This window comes from Pacificibacter marinus, assembly GCF_900109555.1.
In the GTDB taxonomy this organism is placed as follows: domain Bacteria; phylum Pseudomonadota; class Alphaproteobacteria; order Rhodobacterales; family Rhodobacteraceae; genus Celeribacter; species Celeribacter marinus_C.
In genome coordinates this window covers 78,447-99,583 of the sequence record NZ_FNZV01000014.1, presented here as the reverse complement: position 1 = coordinate 99,583, position 21,137 = coordinate 78,447, and the positions used below count along the sequence as shown (strand labels likewise).

General features: G+C 51.6%; 20 protein-coding genes. 5 read left to right on the top strand and 15 right to left on the bottom strand.

Annotated elements, in window-relative coordinates:
* Window positions 1-29 precede the first annotated feature (29 nt).
* From hydA to aptA, 3 genes are all read right to left on the bottom strand, one after another.
* The gene (gene hydA / locus BM025_RS15955) at window positions 30-1,484 is read right to left on the bottom strand and encodes a dihydropyrimidinase (protein WP_085850058.1); all 1,455 of its coding nucleotides are present in this window, start codon (window positions 1,482-1,484) and stop codon (window positions 30-32) included.
* A gap of 69 nt (window positions 1,485-1,553) precedes the next feature.
* Entirely contained in the window at window positions 1,554-2,810 is a 1,257-nt protein-coding gene (locus BM025_RS15950; protein WP_085850057.1) for a Zn-dependent hydrolase, read from the bottom strand.
* A 203-nt stretch (window positions 2,811-3,013) separates the two neighbouring features.
* Complete coding sequence (gene aptA / locus BM025_RS15945) at window positions 3,014-4,342, bottom strand: omega-aminotransferase AptA (protein ID WP_085850056.1); 1,329 nt, start codon at window positions 4,340-4,342, stop codon at window positions 3,014-3,016.
* A 275-nt stretch (window positions 4,343-4,617) separates the two neighbouring features.
* Between aptA and BM025_RS15940 the strand changes: the two genes are divergently transcribed.
* Window positions 4,618-5,244 carry a TetR family transcriptional regulator C-terminal domain-containing protein gene (locus tag BM025_RS15940; RefSeq protein ID WP_085850055.1) on the top strand — a complete coding sequence of 209 codons (627 nt, stop codon included), beginning with the start codon at window positions 4,618-4,620 and terminating at the stop codon, window positions 5,242-5,244.
* Between the two features lie 118 nt (window positions 5,245-5,362).
* Window positions 5,363-5,992, top strand: a complete 630-nt coding sequence (locus BM025_RS15935; protein WP_085850054.1) for a hypothetical protein — start codon at window positions 5,363-5,365, stop codon at window positions 5,990-5,992.
* A 245-nt stretch (window positions 5,993-6,237) separates the two neighbouring features.
* Here the strand turns inward: BM025_RS15935 and preA are convergent, their stop codons facing one another.
* Window positions 6,238-7,542, bottom strand: a complete 1,305-nt coding sequence (gene preA / locus BM025_RS15930; RefSeq protein ID WP_085850053.1) for an NAD-dependent dihydropyrimidine dehydrogenase subunit PreA — start codon at window positions 7,540-7,542, stop codon at window positions 6,238-6,240.
* 3 nt (window positions 7,543-7,545) lie between these two features.
* Window positions 7,546-8,886, bottom strand: coding sequence for an NAD(P)-dependent oxidoreductase (locus BM025_RS15925; RefSeq protein ID WP_085850052.1), 1,341 nt, complete (start codon window positions 8,884-8,886; stop codon window positions 7,546-7,548).
* 278 nt (window positions 8,887-9,164) lie between these two features.
* Here BM025_RS15925 and accB point away from each other — a divergent pair, with 278 nt between their 5' ends.
* From accB to aat, 3 genes are all read left to right on the top strand, one after another.
* Complete coding sequence (gene accB / locus BM025_RS15920; RefSeq protein WP_085850051.1) at window positions 9,165-9,650, top strand: acetyl-CoA carboxylase biotin carboxyl carrier protein; 486 nt, start codon at window positions 9,165-9,167, stop codon at window positions 9,648-9,650.
* 12 nt (window positions 9,651-9,662) lie between these two features.
* A complete protein-coding gene (accC, locus tag BM025_RS15915) occupies window positions 9,663-11,009 on the top strand; it encodes an acetyl-CoA carboxylase biotin carboxylase subunit (RefSeq protein ID WP_085850050.1) in 1,347 nt (448 codons plus the stop codon).
* 108 nt (window positions 11,010-11,117) lie between these two features.
* Entirely contained in the window at window positions 11,118-11,762 is a 645-nt protein-coding gene (aat, locus tag BM025_RS15910; protein ID WP_085850049.1) for a leucyl/phenylalanyl-tRNA--protein transferase, read from the top strand.
* On the opposite strand, the gene BM025_RS15905 is transcribed toward aat, so the two are convergent.
* From BM025_RS15905 to BM025_RS15860, 10 genes are all read right to left on the bottom strand, one after another.
* Window positions 11,726-12,265, bottom strand: a complete 540-nt coding sequence (locus tag BM025_RS15905) for a DUF2155 domain-containing protein (RefSeq protein WP_085850048.1) — start codon at window positions 12,263-12,265, stop codon at window positions 11,726-11,728. The two genes, aat and BM025_RS15905, sit on opposite strands and share 37 nt — an antisense overlap.
* Entirely contained in the window at window positions 12,262-12,717 is a 456-nt protein-coding gene (gene mlaD, locus BM025_RS15900) for an outer membrane lipid asymmetry maintenance protein MlaD (RefSeq protein WP_085850047.1), read from the bottom strand. The genes BM025_RS15905 and mlaD overlap by 4 nt, the downstream gene beginning before the upstream one ends.
* Window positions 12,717-13,100, bottom strand: a complete 384-nt coding sequence (locus BM025_RS15895; protein ID WP_085850046.1) for an NADH:ubiquinone oxidoreductase subunit NDUFA12 — start codon at window positions 13,098-13,100, stop codon at window positions 12,717-12,719. The genes mlaD and BM025_RS15895 overlap by 1 nt, the downstream gene beginning before the upstream one ends.
* 186 nt (window positions 13,101-13,286) lie before the next feature.
* On the bottom strand, window positions 13,287-14,555 hold the full coding sequence (gene clpX, locus BM025_RS15890) for an ATP-dependent Clp protease ATP-binding subunit ClpX (RefSeq protein WP_085850045.1): 1,269 nt from the start codon (window positions 14,553-14,555) through the stop codon (window positions 13,287-13,289).
* A 155-nt stretch (window positions 14,556-14,710) separates the two neighbouring features.
* The gene (locus tag BM025_RS15885) at window positions 14,711-15,340 is read right to left on the bottom strand and encodes an ATP-dependent Clp protease proteolytic subunit (RefSeq protein ID WP_085850044.1); all 630 of its coding nucleotides are present in this window, start codon (window positions 15,338-15,340) and stop codon (window positions 14,711-14,713) included.
* A 382-nt stretch (window positions 15,341-15,722) separates the two neighbouring features.
* Window positions 15,723-15,941 carry a hypothetical protein gene (locus BM025_RS15880; RefSeq protein ID WP_090875416.1) on the bottom strand — a complete coding sequence of 73 codons (219 nt, stop codon included), beginning with the start codon at window positions 15,939-15,941 and terminating at the stop codon, window positions 15,723-15,725.
* A 9-nt stretch (window positions 15,942-15,950) separates the two neighbouring features.
* Window positions 15,951-17,042, bottom strand: a complete 1,092-nt coding sequence (locus BM025_RS15875) for a DUF1513 domain-containing protein (RefSeq protein ID WP_085850043.1) — start codon at window positions 17,040-17,042, stop codon at window positions 15,951-15,953.
* Window position 17,043: 1 nt separating this feature from the next.
* On the bottom strand, window positions 17,044-18,075 hold the full coding sequence (locus BM025_RS15870) for an imelysin family protein (protein WP_085850042.1): 1,032 nt from the start codon (window positions 18,073-18,075) through the stop codon (window positions 17,044-17,046).
* A gap of 2 nt (window positions 18,076-18,077) precedes the next feature.
* On the bottom strand, window positions 18,078-19,652 hold the full coding sequence (locus BM025_RS15865) for a di-heme oxidoreductase family protein (protein ID WP_085850041.1): 1,575 nt from the start codon (window positions 19,650-19,652) through the stop codon (window positions 18,078-18,080).
* A 116-nt stretch (window positions 19,653-19,768) separates the two neighbouring features.
* Entirely contained in the window at window positions 19,769-21,025 is a 1,257-nt protein-coding gene (locus BM025_RS15860) for an imelysin family protein (RefSeq protein WP_085850040.1), read from the bottom strand.
* Window positions 21,026-21,137: the final 112 nt, after the last annotated feature.

Below are 21,137 nucleotides of genomic sequence, written 5' to 3'. Positions count from 1 at the left end.
CAGGCCACCGCGGGCAGCCTGCCCGTATTTTACACGCCTGTCGCTGGAATACCGCTGCGCTCAACTGGGCGCGGCGCCGTCAGGTCTTTCCATTTCGACAATGCGGTGTTCACCGATCCATTGGCGTCGCGGGCCACAAATTTACCGTGGCCCTCTTTGGCTTTCAAAGTGCCGTTGTCGACGGCCACATACCCACGGCTCAAAACGTAGCGCGGCAGGCCTGTCACTTCGATCCCTTCGAACACGTTGTAATCAATAGCAGAGGCTTGCGTGTCGGCGGTGATTGTCTTGTTGGCCTTTGGATCCCATACAACCAGATCAGCGTCAGAACCGACCAAAACAGCACCCTTTTGTGGGTAGCAGTTGAGAATTTTCGCGATGTTGGTCGAGGTCACAGCCACGAATTCATTCATGGTGATACGGCCCGTGTTCACGCCCTTGGTCCACAACACAGGCAAGCGATCTTCTAGACCACCCGTGCCATTTGGGATCTTGGAAAAGTCGCCGACGCCAAAGCGTTTTTGTTCCGTGGTAAAGGCGCAGTGATCGGTTGCGACACAGGACAATGAGCCCGATGCAAGTCCCGCCCACAGGCTGTCTTGGTGCTGTTTGTTGCGAAACGGAGGCGACATAACGCGGCGCGCGGCATGATCCCAATCTTCGTTTGAATATTCAGAGTCATCCAACACGAGATGCTGTACCAAAGGCTCGCCCCACACGCGTTTGCCCTGCATTTTCGCACGACGAATGGCTTCATGCGCTTCCTCGCAAGACGTATGCACAACGTACAAAGGCGCGCCAGCCATGTCGGCGATCATAATGGCGCGGTTTGTGGCCTCGCCTTCGACTTGGGTCGGCCGTGAATAGGCGTGCGCCTCGGGCCCAGTGTTGCCTTCGGCTAAAAGTTGCGCGGTCAATTCGGCAATCACATCACCGTTTTCGGCATGAACCAGCGGAGTGGCCCCCAATTCAGCGCAGCGTTTGAACGAGCTGTAAAGTTCGTCATCATTCACCATCAAAGCGCCCTTGTAAGCAAGGAAGTGTTTGAAAGTGTTGATGCCTTTTTCTTCGGTGATGATTTTCATCTCATCGAAAACCTGCTCGCCCCACCATGTGATCGCCATGTGATAGGAGTAATCGCAGGCGGCTTGTGCAGATTTATTGTCCCAAACTTTCAAGCTGTCGAGCAAGCTTTCCCCGGGACTTGGAAGACAAAAATCAACAACCATTGTGGTGCCACCGGCCAGAGCGGCACGCGTGCCAGAGGCAAAATCGTCGGTGGAATAGGTGCCCATAAACGGCATTTCAAGATGCGTATGCGGATCAATCCCGCCGGGCATGATGTAGCACCCCGTGGCGTCAATCACCTCATCGCCCGATAAATCGGGACCGATCTCGATAATCTTGTCGCCGTCGATTTTTACGTCAGCCTCATACGTCAGATCGGCTGTGACGATGGTGCCGCCTTTGATCACTTTGGTCATTTTTAAGTCTCCCAGTTTGAAATGCAGCGCGTCTTATCTCGCGCGCCAGCTTTTTCTTGGTTCAAATACTCATTCTACAATCTCAGCAGTTGCCAAAACGGCATGCAGCAAAACATCCGTGCCAGCGGCGGCCCATTCGGGGCTGATCTCTTCGGCTTCGTTGTGCGACAGGCCATCGACACAGGGGCACATGATCATTGATGTTGGGTATAAGTCATTGATCCAACACGCATCATGGCCCGCGCCTGACACGATATCCATGTGGCTGTAGCCCAGTGTTTCAGCCGCAGTGCGCACTGCTGCGATACAGGTTTCATCAAAGGCTGGCGGATTGAATTGGCCTACGATTTCGGTTTCAAGCGAGACACCAATGTCTTCACACAGTTTCGGCGCTTTCTCGTAGAATTCTTCCAGCATCGCATCGATCACATCTTGTAAATGCGACCGGAAATCGATGGTGAACACCACTTTGCCCGGAATGATATTGCGCGAATTCGGATACACATCGACATGCCCAATGGCGCCAACCGCATTGGGTTGGTGTTTCATCGCAATTTCATGCACCAACTCAGTGATCCGTGCCAATCCGCGCCCTGCGTTTTTGCGCATCGGCATCGGAGTTGACCCCGTGTGGCTTTCTTTACCCGTCACTGTACATTGAACCCAGCGCAGCCCCTGCCCGTGTGTGACAACGCCGATATCTTTGTGTTCAGCTTCCAAAATTGGACCTTGTTCGATGTGCAGCTCAAACATGGCGTGCATTTTACGCAAGCCCACGGTTTCAGAACCGAGCCAACCGATCCGTTTCAATTCATCGCCAAAGCGTTTGCCTTCGGCATCAACACGGTCATAGGCCCAGTCTTGGGTGTGCTTCCCTGTAAAGACGCCAGAGGCCAACATTGCAGGTGCAAAACGCGTGCCCTCTTCGTTGGTCCAATTGGTCAAAACGATAGGATGCTTGGTTTTAAGACCCAGATCATTCATCGTGCGCATGGCTTCTAATCCGCCAAGTACCCCCAAAACGCCATCGTATTTGCCGCCTGTCGGCTGGGTATCAAGGTGCGATCCCATGTACACGGGCAACGCATCAGGATCTTCGCCAGCACGCGTTGCAAACATGTTGCCCATAGTATCAACGCTCATGCTCAAACCCGCGGTTTCACACCACGACTGGAACAAAGCGCGCCCTGCGGCGTCTTCATCGGTCAGCGTTTGGCGATTGTTGCCGCCTGCAATTCCAGGGCCCACTTGGCCCATATCCATCAACGTGTCCCAAAGACGCGTTCCATCGATACGCATGTTAGTTTTGTCGGTGGGCGTGGTCATCTGGAGTACTCCGTCTTTCTTTCGCGCCGCATAAATTTGCGGCCATTTATATTGTCAAACCTGAACCGCGCTCTACCTCTTGGTTACAAACCAATGGAGGAACGCATGTTCAAAGGTCTCACAACGTCACTCGCAATCATCACAGGGCTTATGGTCGGTGCCCCCGCGCTGCTTTTATTAATTATTGAGTAACCCCCAAGGGATCACTCAAGCGTTTTAAGCACATCGGCCAATGTGCCGATCAATGTGTCGATGTGTTCTTTTTCGATGATCAAAGGCGGTGACATCGCGATGATGTCGCCCGTGGTCCGAATCAACACGCCTTTTTCATAACACTTCAAGAAGGCATCAAAAGCGCGCTTTGTTGGCGCACCCGGAATGGATTGCAATTCCACAGCACCGATCAAACCCATACCGCGAATATCGATCACATGCGGCAGACCTTTCAGACTGTGCAGCGCATCTTCCCAGTATTGGGCAAGTCCCGCGGCCCGTTCAAACAGCCCCTCTTCGGCGTAGGTGTCAAGCGTCGCCAAACCTGCCGCAGCCGCCATAGGATTGCCCGAATAGGTGTAGCCATGGAACAGCTCAATCGCTTCTTCTGGCCCTTGCATAAACGCATCATGAATTTGCTTGGTGGCCAGCACGGCCCCCATTGGAATGACACCATTCGTCAGACCTTTGGCACAGGTAATCAAATCGGGCATCACGCCATAATATTCGGCAGCAAAGCTTGATCCAAGACGACCAAACCCTGTGATAACCTCATCAAAAATAAGTAAAATACCATGTTTGGTACAAATTTCTCTCAGGCGCTCAAGATAACCTTTTGGTGGCAAAAGAACCCCTGTTGACCCCGCCATAGGTTCGACAATCACTGCTGCGATCGTCTCTGCCCCATGCAGTGTTACGATCCGTTCAAGATCATCCGCCAGATAGCCGCCATGCTCAGGCTGGCCTTTCACAAAGCTGTTTTTCTCTGGCAAATGGGTGTGAGGCAAGTGATCAACGCCAGTCAAAAGCGTGCCGAACATGCGGCGATTATTAACGATACCGCCAACAGAAATGCCGCCGAAATTCACGCCATGATAGCCACGTTCGCGTCCGATCAAACGGGTCCGCGCACTGTCGCCGCGCGCACGATGATACGCCAATGCCATTTTAAGCGCTGTCTCAACAGATTCAGAACCTGAGTTGGTGAAAAAGGCATGTTCAAACGGTGCTGGCGCCATATCGACAAGTTTTGTCGCAAGCTCGAACGCTTTGGGGTGCCCCATCTGGAATGCTGGCGCGTAATCAAGCTCAGCCGCTTGTTTTTGAATCGCTTCAACAATTTTCGGGCGATTGTGCCCAGCATTACAGCACCAAAGTCCAGCTGTGCCATCCAAAACCTGACGCCCATCAGACGTCGTATAATGCATGCGATCAGCAGAAACGAACATACGGGGCTGTTTTTTAAACTGACGATTTGATGTAAATGGCATCCAAAATGCCGACAAATCATTTGGCCGCGTGTCACCGTCCATAGCCATATTTCACCTCACAGTTTCGTTTGAGCATTGCGTGTTACAGGGAACCTTAACCAGAGTGCGCGAACACACAAGAGTGCAAACCGCCACTTTGACCAATTGGTCAAGACTACGTTAACAGTGAGCCAGAATGGGTCAAGGACTGTCATATGCCTTAAAACCATGCAGGTTATGTTTTTGTGCAAAATTAAGGCATATCCCCTTGGGAATAGCGTTTTTTTCAGCAACCCTATAGCTGTAAGAACAAACTTTACGCGCACAAAAGGAATCGCCAACCAATGTTAGGAAAGACACCTCGCACACGAATCCAAAAGAAAAACCACGAGACAATTCTTGAAGCTGCTCTAGATGTATTTTCAGGGCACGGATTTCGGGGTGCAACACTTGATCAAATCGCGGTTGAGGCAGGGCTTTCCAAACCTAATTTACTGTATTATTTCCCCTCGAAAGTCGCAATTCACCGTGCGTTGATTGACCGCTTAATGGTGACATGGCTTGATCCGCTGCGTGAACTTGATGCAGCTGGCGACCCCATCGAAGAAATCTTGGCCTATGTTTTGCGTAAGCTCAGCATGGCTCGTGAATACCCGCGCGAAAGCCGCTTGTTTGCTAATGAAATTGTTCAGGGTGCGCCCAATATTACAGATAAAATAGACGGCGAATTGAAGTCACTCGTGGATGAAAAAACGTCCGTGATCAAAGGCTGGTCTGACGCGGGCAGGATCGCCAAGGTTGATCCCTATCACCTGATTTTTTCGATTTGGGCCACAACCCAGCACTACGCGGATTTTGATGCGCAAATTCGCGGCATTATCGTGACAGATGGCGAAACACACTTTGACGATGCGCGTGTCTTTTTGGATCGACTTTTTCGGCAAATGTTGTCCCCAAACACTGAGAAATAAGTCCGAAACGGACAGCTTGCATTAACCAAAATGTTAAATATCTGTGAGTATTAACCCCTTGGACACCGTAATACTTTAGAAAGATTCATGTGGGGGCTCCGATGAAAAGGAGTTCAGCATGTCCGATATACTTGGCGTGCCGGCTTTCGGTGGCGGTGGGTTTTCAAACAGACCTCCTCTCGACCAACCAGAGCCAACAGTTCCAGCGGTCGCAGCGCTTGCCAGCGACAGTTCGGCGACATTTAACAAAGGGGCAAATTTGCCCGGCCAGAATGGCGATACCAATACAAAGACGAAACAGGTTCAAGAAGAATCTGGTGCCTACGCGCCGCGCGATCCTCGCGAGGCGTCCAAAGCACGTGCGCAATTTGACCCCAATATGTTAACGGGACCAACGCCATCGTTTCAAACCAGCGTATTGGAAATGGAAAGCGACCTTCGTACTGTCATCGCGCGGGTTGAAGCAAAGCGTGCCATGCAATTTGACGGAAGCGCCATAGCGCCAGTGCCACAAAAAGATGAGACCACGCGCCCAAGCGAACAAGAAACGGAACAAACGCCAACATCACGGCGCGATGTACGCGATACAGACACAAATGTGACGCAAGACACGGCACCACAGCCAGTGGCGCAATTCATTGCGCCGCAATATGCGACACAAACAGAGGTTCAAGATCGCGAAGCAGCCTACGCAGGACAAGCTGGAACAATCACCACACCGTATAATCGGTCAAGTGGGTTCGAATAAACATGTGTCACATTCGAAAAATGCTTTAGGGATCGGGTTCATCAGGCACAACACAGATCAAAACACGCCAATGCGATGCGGTTCTTTTCGAACGAGAACGTTTCGAATCCATTGAAATTGCCACATTCACTGCGTGCAAAACGCGGCCCCACTAAATGTGCCCATACAAAATCCCCGCGCGTTTCCGCACGGGGATTAGGCAGTTTCCCCTCACCGCACAACGCGGCGGAGGTCGATGTGTTGTGTTATTCTGCCGCTGTCGCTGACGGATTGTTGGGGTGTTTGGTCCAATTGCCGTAATCTTTGGATACAATCTTGCCCGTGCGCTCATCCAAATCACCAGGTTCAAGTGTTTTCATGGTGATACAGCCTTCAATCGGGCAGACATTGACACAAAGGTTACAGGCGACACATTCGTCATCCATCACCTCGAACACACGGTCTGACGTCATCGAAATTGCTTGGTGCGAAGTATCTTCACAGGCCGCATAACAACGCCCACATGAGATACATTCGTCTTGATCTATAACCGCTTTTGTCACGTGATTGAGGTTCAAATACTGCCAATCGGTCACATTAGGTACAGCTTTACCAGAAAGTTCTGCAACCGATGTCATGCCTTTTTCGTCCAAATACTCTGACAGGCCAGAAATCATTTCTTCAACGATTTTAAAACCATAAGTCATCACAGCTGTACAAACCTGTACATTTCCCGCGCCAAGCGCCAAGAATTCAGCCGCATCACGCCATGTGGTGACGCCACCAATACCTGAAATCGGCAAACCGTGCGTTTCGGGGTTGCGTGCAATTTCGGCAACCATGTTCATCGCAATCGGTTTAACCGCAGGGCCGCAATAACCGCCGTGTGTGCCTTTACCATCAATCATCGGCTCAGGGCAAAAGCTGTCCAGATTGACGCTGGAAATCGAATTGATCGTGTTGATCAAAGACACGGCATCCGCACCACCCCGTTTAGCCGCCTCTGCTGGCAGCAAAATATTGCTGATGTTTGGTGTCAACTTAACAATGATTGGCAGGCCGGTCGCCTCTTTACACCAGCGCGTCACCATTTCAATGTACTCAGGCACTTGGCCAACGGCCGATCCCATGCCGCGCTCGGCCATCCCGTGTGGACACCCAAAGTTCAACTCAAACCCATCGCAGCCAGTTTCGGCAATACGGGGCAAAATGTCTTTCCAGCTTTTCTCGTCACAAGGCACCATCACAGACGCGATCAACGCGCGATCAGGATAATCCTTTTTGACGCGTGTCATTTCAGCAAGGTTCACTTCCAAAGGGCGATCCGTGATCAGCTCAATATTGTTGAGCCCCAAAAGACGGCGATCAGCACCGTAAATCGCGCCGTACCGCGGCCCGTTGACGTTGACCACGGGCAGGCCTTCTTCGCCAAGTGTTTTCCAAACAACGCCGCCCCAACCTGCCTCGAACGCACGACGCACATTGTATTCTTTGTCTGTGGGGGGCGCAGAGGCCAACCAAAATGGGTTGGGGGATTTAATACCGCAAAATTCGCTTGTTAGATCTGCCATGTCTTAGCCCTCGCCCATCAAAACTGCATGAATATCCATCGCCGCGTCACGGCCTTCGGCCACGGCTGTCACTGTCAAATCGTCGCCACCAGAGGCGCAATCGCCACCAGCCCAGACATTTTGCATCGTGGTTTTTCCGAAAACATCAACCGCGATTTTACCGCCCTCAATCGTCAAACCTTGCGGTGCACCAACGAGTTTTTGACCAATCGCAACCAGCACTTGATCTGCTGCAATCTCGACCATTTCACCAGTGCCTTGCAACGTGCCATCGATTTCAGCTGTGTATTCAAACGTCATAGCGCGACAAGCCCCACCGCCAAGAACCGCAACGGGTTGGGCATTGTAAACAATAGACACCCCTTTTGATGTCGCTAAATCTTGCTCATATACGGAAGCACCCATCCGGTCTTTGCCACGGCGATAGGCCATGGTCACAGTTTGAGCGCCCAAAAGCTTGGCTTGCACGGCGGCATCGACTGCGGTCATTCCACCACCAATCACCACGACATTGCGCCCAACTGGCAGTGTCGATAGATCAGTGGATTGTCGTAAACGTGCGATAAATTCGACTGCATCCTCAACGCCATCAAGATCCATACCATCTGCGCGCAGCGCATTCACGCCTGCCAAACCGATAGACAAAAACACTGCATCAAAATCAGACTGCAAGCTGTCCAGCGTCAACGTGTCACCAAGCGCTTTGCCCGCTTCAACGGTGATCCCGCCAATGGCCAGCAACCAATCGACTTCTTTTTGTGCGAAATCTTCGGTGGATTTGTAGCTGGCGATGCCAAACTCATTCAAACCACCCAGTTTTTCACGCGCATCAAACAGTGTGACATCATGCCCAAGCATTGCCAAACGGTGCGCTGCGGCCAGACCGGATGGCCCCGCACCAACAACGGCAATGGTTTTGCCCGTTGTGGCAGCTCGTTTATAAGGATGCACCTGCTTGCTCATCAACGTATCGGTGGCAAATCTTTGCAAGCGGCCAATTTCAACAGGCTTGCCTTCTGCAATTTCACGCACGCAAACTTCTTCGCATAACGTTTCAGTGGGGCAGACCCGCGCGCACATTCCACCCAAAATATTTTGGTCAAAAATCGTCTTTGCGGCGGCTGCGGGGGTGCCTGTTACGATTTGGCGAATAAACAATGGGATATCGATCGACGTCGGACAGGCCGTCATGCAGGGGGCATCGTGGCAAAAATAGCAGCGATCTGCCGCAACCTGTGCTTCGTGGTCGTCCAGTTGCGGATGAAGGTCTGTGAACCGTTCAGCGTAATCGCTTTGTGGTAAACGGGCAGAGACCAACCCGGATGTACGTTCGTTGTTTGGCATGAGATTCTCCGTAGGGATCACTTTTGGCTGTCTCTACCGTGGCACGATCTCTTTTTTTATCAAGTGGTAAAATTTTTACACGCGATATTTTGTGCTAAAAAACCCTTATTTCGCCAAAGAAAAGTACGCACTCGCACAAATAATATACAAAGCAAGACTCACATGTGGGGGGAGACGTGCATTTTATCGGGTTTTCACGCCCTCTAACGTGACGTATAAGCATGAAAAGTTGAGGAAACAGCCTGTTCAAACGGGCGGCAATAATTGGGTTGAAGCATATGACCAAGAAAAACGATTCTGATGTGGACTTCATTCAGGCGCTTGCTGAATTGTTGACTGCAAACGACCTGACTGAACTCGAAGTGATGCGCGAATATGGCGAAAATGACAGTTTAAATGTACGTGTCAGCCGTCAATTCCCTGCACAGCAAATCGTTCAGTCAGTCGCTGCAGCAGCTCCAGCGCTTGCTGCAGCTCCGGTCGCGGCACCTGCAGCAGCCACAGCACCGACAGCAGACCCCGCCAATGATCCAAACGCAGTACCGTCCCCCATGGTCGGCACAGCGTATTTATCAGCCGAACCAGGGGCCGCGGCCTTTGTAAAGATCGGCGATCAAGTTTCAGAGGGCCAAACCCTGATGATCATTGAAGCCATGAAGACAATGAACCACATTCCTGCGCCAAAATCCGGCACTGTGAAACGGGTCCTTGTTGATGATGGCACGCCAGTAGAATTTGGCGCTCCTTTGATGATCATCGAATAGGTGGGCGCCCACATGTTCGATAAAATCCTCATTGCCAACCGCGGCGAAATTGCATTGCGCGTCATCAGAGCCTGTCGCGAAATGGGCATCAAATCCGTTGCTGTGCATTCCACCGCCGACGCGGATGCCATGCATGTGCGTATGGCGGACGAAGCCGTGTGCATTGGTCCGAATTCATCCACGGATTCCTACCTAAGCTTTCCAGCGATTATCGCAGCCTGCGAAATCACTGGTGCGCAAGCGATCCACCCCGGATACGGTTTCTTGTCAGAAAACGCTGCCTTTGTGCAGATCGTTGAAGACCACGGACTGACATTCATCGGACCATCAGCGGAACACATCCGCCAAATGGGCGACAAAATCACAGCCAAAGAAACCGCGCAACAACTGGGTATTCCAATTGTGCCCGGTTCAAACGGTGGCGTGCCAGATGTCGAATCTGCAAAAAAAGCTGCGGCTGAGATGGGATACCCTGTCATCATCAAAGCGACCGCAGGCGGCGGTGGCCGTGGAATGAAAGTGGCGCTGAACGAGGGAGAGCTGGAAACATCTTTCCGCACAGCGCGATCCGAATCCAAAGCGGCTTTTGGCAACGACGAAGTCTACATGGAGAAATATCTCCAACGTCCGCGTCACATCGAAGTCCAAGTCTTTGGTGATGGCCAAGGCGGCGGCGTGCATCTTGGCGAACGCGACTGTTCATTGCAGCGCCGTCATCAAAAGGTTTTTGAAGAGGCCCCCGGCCCCAGCATCACCCCAGAAGAGCGCGCCCGTATCGGCGGAATCTGTGCCAATGCCATTGCTAAAATGGGCTACAAAGGCGCAGGTACTGTTGAATTTCTCTACGAGGATGGCGAATTCTTTTTCATCGAGATGAACACACGCTTGCAGGTGGAACACCCTGTGACCGAAGCAATTTTTGGCCAAGACCTTGTACGTGAACAAATCCTTGTCGCGTCAGGTGAAAAATTGTCATTCACCCAAGATGAGTTGGTGCTCAATGGCCATGCGATTGAAGTGCGGATTAATGCTGAAAAGCTGCCAAACTTTACGCCCTGCCCCGGCAAAATCACTCAATATCACGCCCCTGGTGGGCTTGGCGTTCGCATGGATTCTGCGCTTTACGATGGGTATTCGATCCCGCCGTATTACGACAGCTTGATCGGGAAACTCATCGTTCATGGCCGCAACCGTAAGGAAGCACTCGCACGATTGCACCGCGCCTTGGGTGAATTGATCGTGGACGGCGTTGAAACAACTGTGCCGCTCTTTGATATGCTTTTGCGTGAAGAAGATGTTCAAACTGGTAATTATAACATCCACTGGCTTGAAAAATGGCTGGCTAAAAACCTGAGTTAAGCTGCTTAGATTTAAAGCATAAGGTCGCCTTTGGGCGGCCTTTTCTTTTGTTTAATTTCTTTCACATCCCGTATTTTCTTTTGTGCCACACGTAGGTTTAATGCCCCCATGGATCACACGACCCTCACCCCACAGATGATGCTCAACGCCTATGCAAACGGCGTTTTTCCTATGTCGGACAGTCGTGATGACCCAAACCTGTTCTGGGTCGATCCCACGGACAGGGGTATTTTTCCACTCAATGGATTTCATATTTCCAAATCTTTAGCGAAAACAATCCGGTCTGGTCGCTTTTCGATCCGCTTCAATACAGATTTCGATGCCGTGGTCGAGGGCTGCGCGGACAGGCCCGAGACATGGATCAATGACACGATCTTTGATCTCTACAGACAATTGCATCGCACTGGATTTTGCCATTCTCTTGAAGTACTCGAAGGCCAAGACCTTGTGGGCGGCGTCTATGGCATAACACTGGGCACGGCATTTTTTGGGGAAAGCATGTTTTCAAAGCGTACAGATGCCTCAAAAGTCGCGCTGGCATATTTGGTAGCACGGCTGCGCACGACGGGATTCACGCTGTTTGATACGCAATTTATCACACCGCATCTCGCCTCACTTGGGGCAACCGAAATCCCGCGGGCTCAGTATCATCAACTGTTGGAAAAAGCTTTAGAACACCGCGCCGATATTGAAGCATTGTCAGCCCCGCTCACGCCTCAGGACGTGATGCAGGTCAACGGCCAAACATCATAGCGGGCATGGTCCATCGCGTTAAGCGCAGGACTTGACGCAACCATCCACCCTGTGAACACAGGTTCGTCAATGCCTTGCGCATGCACCATCAAATAGGCGTATGCATCGCCAGACTGGTTGTCTTCGGGGTATCGGCAATCACTTAGATACACAGAAATACGTCCAAAAACAACGGGTTGTCCGACTGCAACACTTAGATCTTGAACCTGACCAGTCAGGCGATCAAGCGCACGCAAATTGGCACCTGTCCCCGAGATAACTTTAATTTGCGTTTCTGTGGTAATGTCTCTCAGTTCGCGCAAGATACCCGTCTGCGGCAATCTCTGCAAATCTTCAAGCGACAGGCCATCGCCGCCAAACCCAATGCCACTCTCATCAAGTGGTTCGATCAAAATTTGGTCAATGCCGGTTTGAAAATCTTCGCCAAGCCCGTTGTCTTGCGCCGCGCCGACAGTGCCAGACAGCAACAGACACGTAAGCCCTATCGCGCCGATGTATTTCATTCGTTAGATCCGCTTGCTGTGACAAATTTCAGCAATAGATTGATCAAACTTACAGAGCCTTGCGTGTCAGCGATCACTTGGCCATCTTCAAAGTTAAAGGCAGATCCACCAGGGACAAGCTCAACAAAGTTACCGCCGAGCAACCCTTCAGACGCGATCAACGCGGCTGTATCATCTGGTAAAATGATGGATTTATCCAAAGACATCGCAGCCTCTGCGCGAAAACTGTCATGATTCAATTTCAATTGAGAAATCGTCCCAACTTTGACACCAGCCAGTCGCACATCGGTCCCCACCCCGACACCTTCAGCGGATCGGAATGACGCAGTTAATGTGTATCTGTCATCTGAACCGCTTGAAAAGCCCGTGACTTGCCCCGCATAGAATAGAAATCCTAGTGCGAGTGCTAAAACACCTGCCCCAACGGCAATTTCGGTTGTGTTTTCAGACATTATTCGGGTTGCCATGCCTCGTAGTCACGACGATCCGCAGGACGTGCGCGACGAATGGACCCTGCTGGAGCATAGGCTGCAGCTGTTCCAGTTTGGTTTTCATGATGCGGCTTTTCCCAAGCTTTATGCTCAAGTGGTGTTGTACCGGGCGCCTCGTCAAAGGTCTGGTGCAACCAGCCATGCCAATCAGGGCTTACACGCGTTGCTTCAATTTCACCGTTAAAGATGACCCAGCGTTTGCTGTCATCTTTATTCCGGTAATAAATGTTGCCTTGCGCGTCGTCACCAACTTTGATGCCGTTGCGCCATGTGAAAAGTTGGGTGCCGAGCGTCTGATCTTTCCACCAGACGAGCGAGCGCAGAACAGAGTTCACGATGCCCATGGGTAAGCCTTTCGAATTATGTTGTTCATTCTATGAACCATTGTTGCAGCGAGGTCCAGAGAATTGGGGCGTTGGCCCCTGCCCGACGGCAAGAACCCGCAAAGAATTTAGGGTAGCATCTTGCATCAAAAAAAGACCTCGACATTTTCACACCGAGGTCTTGCTTTAATAGGTGCCTACAAGAAACTAGCCTGCACTGGCTTCTTTGGTTTCTTCTTTAGAATAGATCATCAAAGGCTGCGCATCCGTATTCACGGCTTCATCATTGACCACAACTTCGCTGACATTCTCCATTCCAGGCAGATCAAACATCGTATCAAGCAAGATGTCTTCAAGAATAGACCGAAGGCCACGCGCCCCTGTTTTACGGGCAATCGCGCGCTTGGCGATAGACGCCAATGCATCTTCGGTGAAGGTCAGCTTTGTTTTTTCAAGTTCAAACAAACGCTGATATTGCTTAACCAAGGCGTTTTTCGGCTGCGACAAGATGGTGATCAAGGCATCTTGATCCAGATCTTCCAGCGTTGCCAAAACAGGCAAACGGCCTACAAATTCTGGAATCAAACCAAACTTGAGCAAATCTTCTGGTTCAAGTTCACCCAGCAATTCACCAACACCGCGGCTTTCGGATTCTTTCACATCAGCACCAAAGCCGATGGACGTACCTTTGCCACGTTGCGCGATGATACGATCCAAGCCAGCAAATGCGCCACCACAGATAAACAGGATGTTTGTTGTGTCGACTTGCAAGAATTCTTGTTGCGGATGCTTACGGCCGCCTTGAGGCGGCACAGAGGCAACTGTGCCTTCCATGATTTTCAACAGCGCTTGCTGAACACCCTCTCCGGACACATCGCGTGTGATGGATGGGTTGTCAGATTTGCGTGTGATTTTATCAACTTCATCGATGTAAACGATGCCGCGTTGCGCGCGCTCAACGTTATATTCGGACGCTTGCAACAGTTTGAGAATGATGTTTTCGACATCTTCACCAACATAACCCGCTTCGGTCAACGTGGTCGCATCCGCCATCGTGAATGGCACATCCAAAATACGCGCAAGGGTTTGTGCAAGAAGTGTCTTACCACACCCTGTTGGCCCCATGAGCAAAATGTTGGATTTGGACAATTCAATATCGCCTGCTCCGCTGCTCGCGTGATTGAGACGTTTATAATGGTTATGCACAGCAACAGACAACACGCGTTTCGCTGTTGTCTGTCCAATCACATAATCATCAAGAACACCGCAAATTTCTTTGGGAGATGGCACACCTTCAGAGGCCTTAAGCCCAGAAGATTTGGTTTCTTCACGGATGATATCCATGCAAAGCTCAACACATTCATCGCAAATGAACACGGTAGGTCCCGCGATCAGCTTGCGCACTTCATGTTGGCTTTTGCCACAGAAAGAGCAATAGAGCGTGTTTTTGCTGTCACCGCTGGCCGAGTTCGTCATCACAATCCCCTAAGGCTACTTGCCTTTTAATTCCGTAAAGTTGGCCATAGTTCGGCCAACCAATCTGCCCTTTGAATGAAGTGTAGGGCAGTGTTTTTGTGGGCACAATGCCAAAATCTTGCCCACGCTTAACACGCAGGCAAGATGGCATGATGCTATTTGCTATCAGTTACAGCTTCGCGCGTTTCAACGATGTCATCGATGAGACCAAAGTCTTTGGCATCTTGTGGCGACATAAAGTTGTCACGCTCAAGCGCATCCACGACAGATTTCATTTTTTGACCTGTGTGTTTGACGTAAATCTCATTCAAACGATCTTTGAGTTTCTGGGTTTCTTGCGCATGGATCATGATATCCGTCGCCTGACCTTGGTACCCGCCGGATGGCTGGTGCACCATGATGCGTGAATTTGGCAACGAGAAGCGCATGCCTTTTTCACCAGCCGTCAGCAAAAGAGAGCCCATTGAGGCGGCTTGCCCCATCACCAAAGTCGATACTTTGGGGCGAATGTACTGCATCGTGTCGTAGATCGACAGGCCAGAGGTCACAACACCGCCAGGACTGTTGATATACATGGAAATTTCTTTGGTCGGGTTTTCCGCTTCAAGAAACAAAAGCTGCGCACAGATCAGCGATGACATGCCGTCATGCACTGGTCCGTTCAAGAAAATAATGCGTTCCTTGAGCAGGCGCGAGAAAATGTCATAAGCGCGCTCGCCCCGGCTGGTTTGTTCAACAACCATGGGAACGAGTGTGTTCATATATGTATCAATCGGGTCTTTCATCGGTCCCTGCCTCTTATCTGTCTTTGTGATGGTTAGAGCGGAAGTGTTACTCGAGTCTTAGTAAGACCATCGAGAAGCCGCAAGTGCGCCTAGGGTCTTGTAGGTGTGCAATGATCTTTCGTTTTTCAAGGCAGTGCAAACCGATATAATTTCGCCCCAGTGCGTTTGGATATTTTTCTTAAAAACCAATACTCTATATGCTACCCCCCAAGGGGAGACAACCGTATTGACCGCCCAGACAAAACGCCCGCAAGGCCGCCTGTTGCTGCTTTACATCAAATTTAAGAAAAATTTTACGTAAACACTGATTCATTCTCAAAACCGGATCGAATACTTCTGCGTCAAACATTTCGATCCATATTTTAAGAGAAGCCAAAATGAATTATGAATCAGATGAAGGGGGCTGATAGTCTTTCTCATCAAAGGTGATGAAAAACTGATGCACCAAATATGCGCCGGCCCCCAGAAACAAGACACCGAACATCTTATTGCCATAGACCAGTTCGACAATCCCCCAAAGCCCCACCAAAAAGCAGGCCAAAAGACGGCGCCACATCGGGCGAAAAAACGGGGTTTTAACATTCCACATATCTTTTTTCATACGCCTACTTCACCCTAAGCGCGGCAAAGACACAAGGTGATTATCCCACGACAGCCCCGCCACGCTGTTTAAAACACGCGCATCGGGATCAAAGGCCAACAATGCCCCAAAACCATCCGACCCCAGATAGCCGGTCTCATATGGCGCAAGCCCGCTCAGATCAGTTCGCGCGGCAGCGCCAACAAACTGACCATCCAACGCAAATCGATGCAATCGCCCGCCTTTAGACGAAGTAATCGCAAGCTCCGTCCCTGCCCCGTTAAAGGCGATGGAGCTTGCATAGGCATGCATCGACATCTGTTGACCAAGGGGCGCTTCCATCAAAAGCGGTGCAGCGTCGCCACGACGATGCAGACCAATCAAAGGCACCGAATCAAAGGGATCGCCCTGCCACTGCATCGCAAAACCAACCAGCCCGTCGTCATGCACAGCAAGATGACGGATCGATGCGTGATGCAAATCATCAAACAAGAAATGTTGCTCAGACAATGTGAAATCTGCCGTCAGATAGGCCAAAGACGGGCGCATCGTGTCTAAATTTAACTTATCACGCCCCTCGCCCTGATCAGGATGAGTGAAAATACCGCCATTTGCGATTACAAACGTGCCATCTGACAACATGCGAATGTCATGCGGACCAATGCCGTGACTGTCCACTTCGCCTATCCGTGCGTAGTCTTTGCTGCGCTGCCACAGGCCAAGACAGCCCTTGCGGTCGGCATAGTTGTTTTCCGTCGTCACCAAAATATCACCGCCCCGCATAAACACGCCGTGCCCCATAAAATGGCGGCCTTTGGGGGCTTGCAGGCTGTGCTTTACCTGCCCGTTGGCGCAGTCCACAACCAACGCGTAAGTGCCAGGTCTGCGCGCAAAAGCCACGGCTTCTGGCCGAGTGGGATGCGCTGCGGCTGCATGCCCCCGCCCCGGCAAATCAACACGAAACACGATATCGGAGGTGGCACTCAAACCATACAAAGCGAACTGGCCGCTTTCATCTTTGGCCGCCCCAAGATACGCAGGACTACCTGCATCTGCCCAAGACAATTGCGGGACCATGCTGGCAGCAAGAGCGCCAATTAAAAAATTGCGCCGAGTGGTCATATCAATCTCCGTCCGAGGCGTTAAATCCTGCTGAGACGCCCAAAGGGGCGCCTATATCATTGGCGATTGCACCAAGTGATGCTTCAATACGTTGAGCTACAATTTCAACTTTCAGCCGTCCGAAAGGATCAGCGACTGAGGCCAAGGTTGGATCATCAAGCGCGTGTGCTTTGGCCAACACGTCATCCAAAATATCCAAAGTTTCGGTCGGCGTATCAGGGGCCATTGTCACAGCAAGATCGCGGGCAGCCTGCACAGACAAAATGATATTGCGCAACGCGCGGCCAGATCTATAGGCTTCGGCCCGTTTGGGGCGTGGTTTTTCAAAGCTACCAAGGGGCCGCCCAATACGTTGCACAGCCGTGTTTTCAAGCCCCGTGATCAGCATAGTATAGAGCGTCTGCAGCGCCTCAGCTTCGCTTTGATACCGCGCGCTATCTGCAGTTCCAGCGTTCAAAAGCACCGTACCATAGCCGTCTTCGCGCGTCCATTCCGATGCAATATACGCGGCGGTTTGCGACAGATCATGCGCGATAGCTTGCACCAGATGGCAACTATAATCGCCTTGATCGTATGCCGTAAACTCATCGTCGAACAGCATGAATTCCAAGGCAAAAAGCCCACGCGACGCGATGGACACATGGGCAAATTCACCAGCATCAAAAACCGCTGAATCTTGGGCTTCAATCTGCGCCTTGAGCGATTTGGGGATCATCCCTTTTTTGTCTGGCCAAAAGGCGATGGTCAGACTGCGCGCGTCGGCCTCAATGGGGCCGATATTCAGATGTTGCAGCCCCATCCACGCATCAAAAGCCGCGTTGTAAGCGGGGATCAACGCAGTAGATGTACATTCGTTTTGTGCGGCGATATCCAATGCTTTTGTTTGCTCGGAAAACAACGTTACTGCGGGAATGGCATGCCCCATGACCACGCGTTCAACGGCTTGCGCTTGTGGACCCGCTTGTGCCGCTTGCGCCACGAAAATAGTACAGGCCAGCGCCAGACCTTTCAGGGATAGGGTGCTATGATTCATCGTTATAAGCTCTCCAAAAATTGGATCAATGCAGTGCGATCGTCAGGCGGCATATCGGCAACAGTGTCACGCGCATTTTGTGCCTCGCCCCCGTGCCACAAAATAGCTTCCAGCAGTGAGCGTGCGCGCCCGTCATGCAAAAACTGCGTGTGCCCCGAAACTTGCTCGGTCAAGCCAATACCCCACAGCGGCGGCGTGCGCCACTCTGTACCTGTGGCACGCAACTCAGGGCGCCCGTCGGCAAGCCCAAACCCAAGATCATGCAGCAAAAAATCAGAATACGGCCAGATCAACTGAAAACTTTGCGCAGTATTATCTTGGCTTGCCAAACGATGCGTCACGTATTTTGGCGTGTGACAGGACGTGCAGCCCGCAGCATAGAACATCTCTTTGCCACGCAACACTTCTGGGCTACTCACATCGCGTCGTTCAGGCACCGCCAAATTACGCGAATAAAATGCAACAAGATCAAGTCCCTGCGCATCGACTTCGTCGACACGCACATCTCCATCACCATGGACGGCTTTGCGGCAAGAGTTTTGCGTCTCGGTGCAATCACCGTAAGGGCGCTGCGCCAAAGGGGATGAAATCCCAATATCACCAGCAAAGGCATCGGCCGATTGTTCGATCACGGTGCCATGCCCCGCTTTCCAACCAAATCGTCCCAAAATTGGTTGTTTAAACTCTTGCGACCACACGACCTGTGCGCGCCCTGAAATGCCATCGCCGTCTGCGTCATCAGCATCAGCGCGCACTAATATATCGGCAACGGGAATCGCCTCGATCAGCCCCAAACCAATCATCTGTGGGGCAACACGCGGCGATATTTGAACGTCGTCCGCAAAGGCCCCATATCCTGCGTCACGCATGCTATAAGTTGGCACGCGCAAACTGGCCGTTTCGCCCCCAGACAGAGCAACAGCGCGCTCTGTGTATTGAAGATCCATCTGCGCCTCTGCGGCGTGACCTTGGATGGCGAAATCTTGTAATTGACCACCATATGTCGGCTCTGGCGATGTGCGCGCGGTGACCGCGTCGCCGTCCAAAGCAGCCAGATAGGTTTCAATTTCGGTCATGGGAGTTTGCGCTGGCGTGGGAACCGACAAGCGCAAGAACATGGACACGCGACTGTCATCTGCGCCTTCGGGTGTGTGGCCACGTCCATCTTTGAGGTGGCAGCGTTGGCAAGAACGTGCGTTGTACAGCGGGCCAAGCCCGTCTGAGGCCAAAGTCGATGAAGGCGACGACACCCACAGCTTTTTGAACAATCCATTGCCCAACTTAAAGTCGAGTTCTTGCTCAAAACTCAAGGACTCTGATGATTGCGAAAAGGCGTCGTGATCGCTGCGTGCGCGTGTTGTTGCTTTGCCTGCGGAGTTTTGTTCGAACGGTTCAGGTTTGCTGAAATCCGTTGTGGGCCGTGTGGCGCTTTTGATGCGCGCCATTTCAGCCTCGGTGCGCGGCACGACATCCAAATAAGGCTCTGTCAAAATTGGCGCGGCAAATGTGACTTGCGGCACACATCCCCCCCAGACAAATCCGAAAGCGGTGGACACTATGAGAGAGGTAAAACGCATCCCGTGCGCGCTCCTTGATCAAGGACCGCAAGTGAAGATGTCAGGCGCGGTTGTTAAAGTAATACAGGCGACATATCAGATGCCGCCTGTATTTTTGAAATCAAAATTCCGTGCAGTTATTCAAAAACAGCGCCTGGATTGTCAAGGCTGTCAGAGCCTTCGATCATCGCACCATCAAGGTCAAGCACCGCGACCGCACGCTCAATGGAACGTGTTTGTGTCACAAGCGCATCAACCGCTGACAAAATCAGCGCTTCGCCCGCAGCATTGCCACGCTCAAGCATTTGGTCGTATGAAAAACCAGCTTCGGCAGCTGCTTTGATTTGGCCCAGCTCTGACATTGTTGCGTTGATCGCAGAGGTCAATTCAGCTTCGACAGCAGGATCCGCAGCAGCCAACAAATCTTGCAAGCTTTCGCCTGTTACGATGGACCCTGTCGCTGACACGTATTCGCCAACGTAGACATTGCGAATGCCAAGACCGTCATAGTAGTGCGAGTTGTGTGTGTTGTCTGAGAAGCAATCGTGCTCTTCTTCTGGGTCGTTCAACATAACGCCAAGCTTCATACGCTCGCCGGCTTGCTCGCCGTAAGACAATGAGCCCATGCCAGTCAAGATCGCTGTGATGCCAGCTTTTGGATCAGCCGTAACCGCTGCACGTGCTTCGCCATCTGCGCCCCACTGGGCCGCCATGTATTCAAGATCAGACACGAGCAAATCAGACGCAGCCGCCAAGTATGCGCCGCGACGGTCACAGTTGCCGTTGGTACAGTCATCGCCAGCCGCGTAATCTGTGTACGCGCGGTTGCCAGCGCCGTGGTCTGTGCCGTTCAAATCTTGGCCCCAGAGCAAAAATTCGATCGCGTGATATCCAGATGCCACGTTGGATTCGACTTCATCTGCTTCGTGCAGTGTTTCGCCAATCAACTCGGGTGTGATGTCTGTCGCATCGATTTCTGTGCCGGACAAAGTGAATTTTGGTGTCGCAATCACATTGAGCGCTGCGAATTCGTTTTCGTCTGTCGCGCCGCCGTAAGCCGCATCAACGTAATCGATCAAACCTTCGTCCAAAGGCCAAGCATTTACTTTGCCTTCCCAGTCATCAACGATTGGGTTGCCGAAACGGAATGCTTCGGTTTGTTGGTATGGCACGCGCGCCTCAACCCATGCTGTTTTAGCCGCAGCCAAAGTCACGTCAGAAGGTGCTGCGATCAACGCTTCGATGGCTGTGTCCAAAGCTTTTGCTTTGAGCAAGCTGTCCCCGTATGCGGCCTCGGCGATGTTGGCGTAAGTCGTCACAACTTCGGGCGCGCCAGCCAATGCTGGGGCCGCAGGAAGAGTGGCGACGATCAATGCGGTCATCATACGTTTCATAGTGTGTCCTTGCTTTATGTCCAATGTTTGGCGATTTCCGCGACAGACGACGAAACCTGTGCTTGAAAAAATCACAAACGGGCGATACTCCATACCTGACTTTTTCAGTATG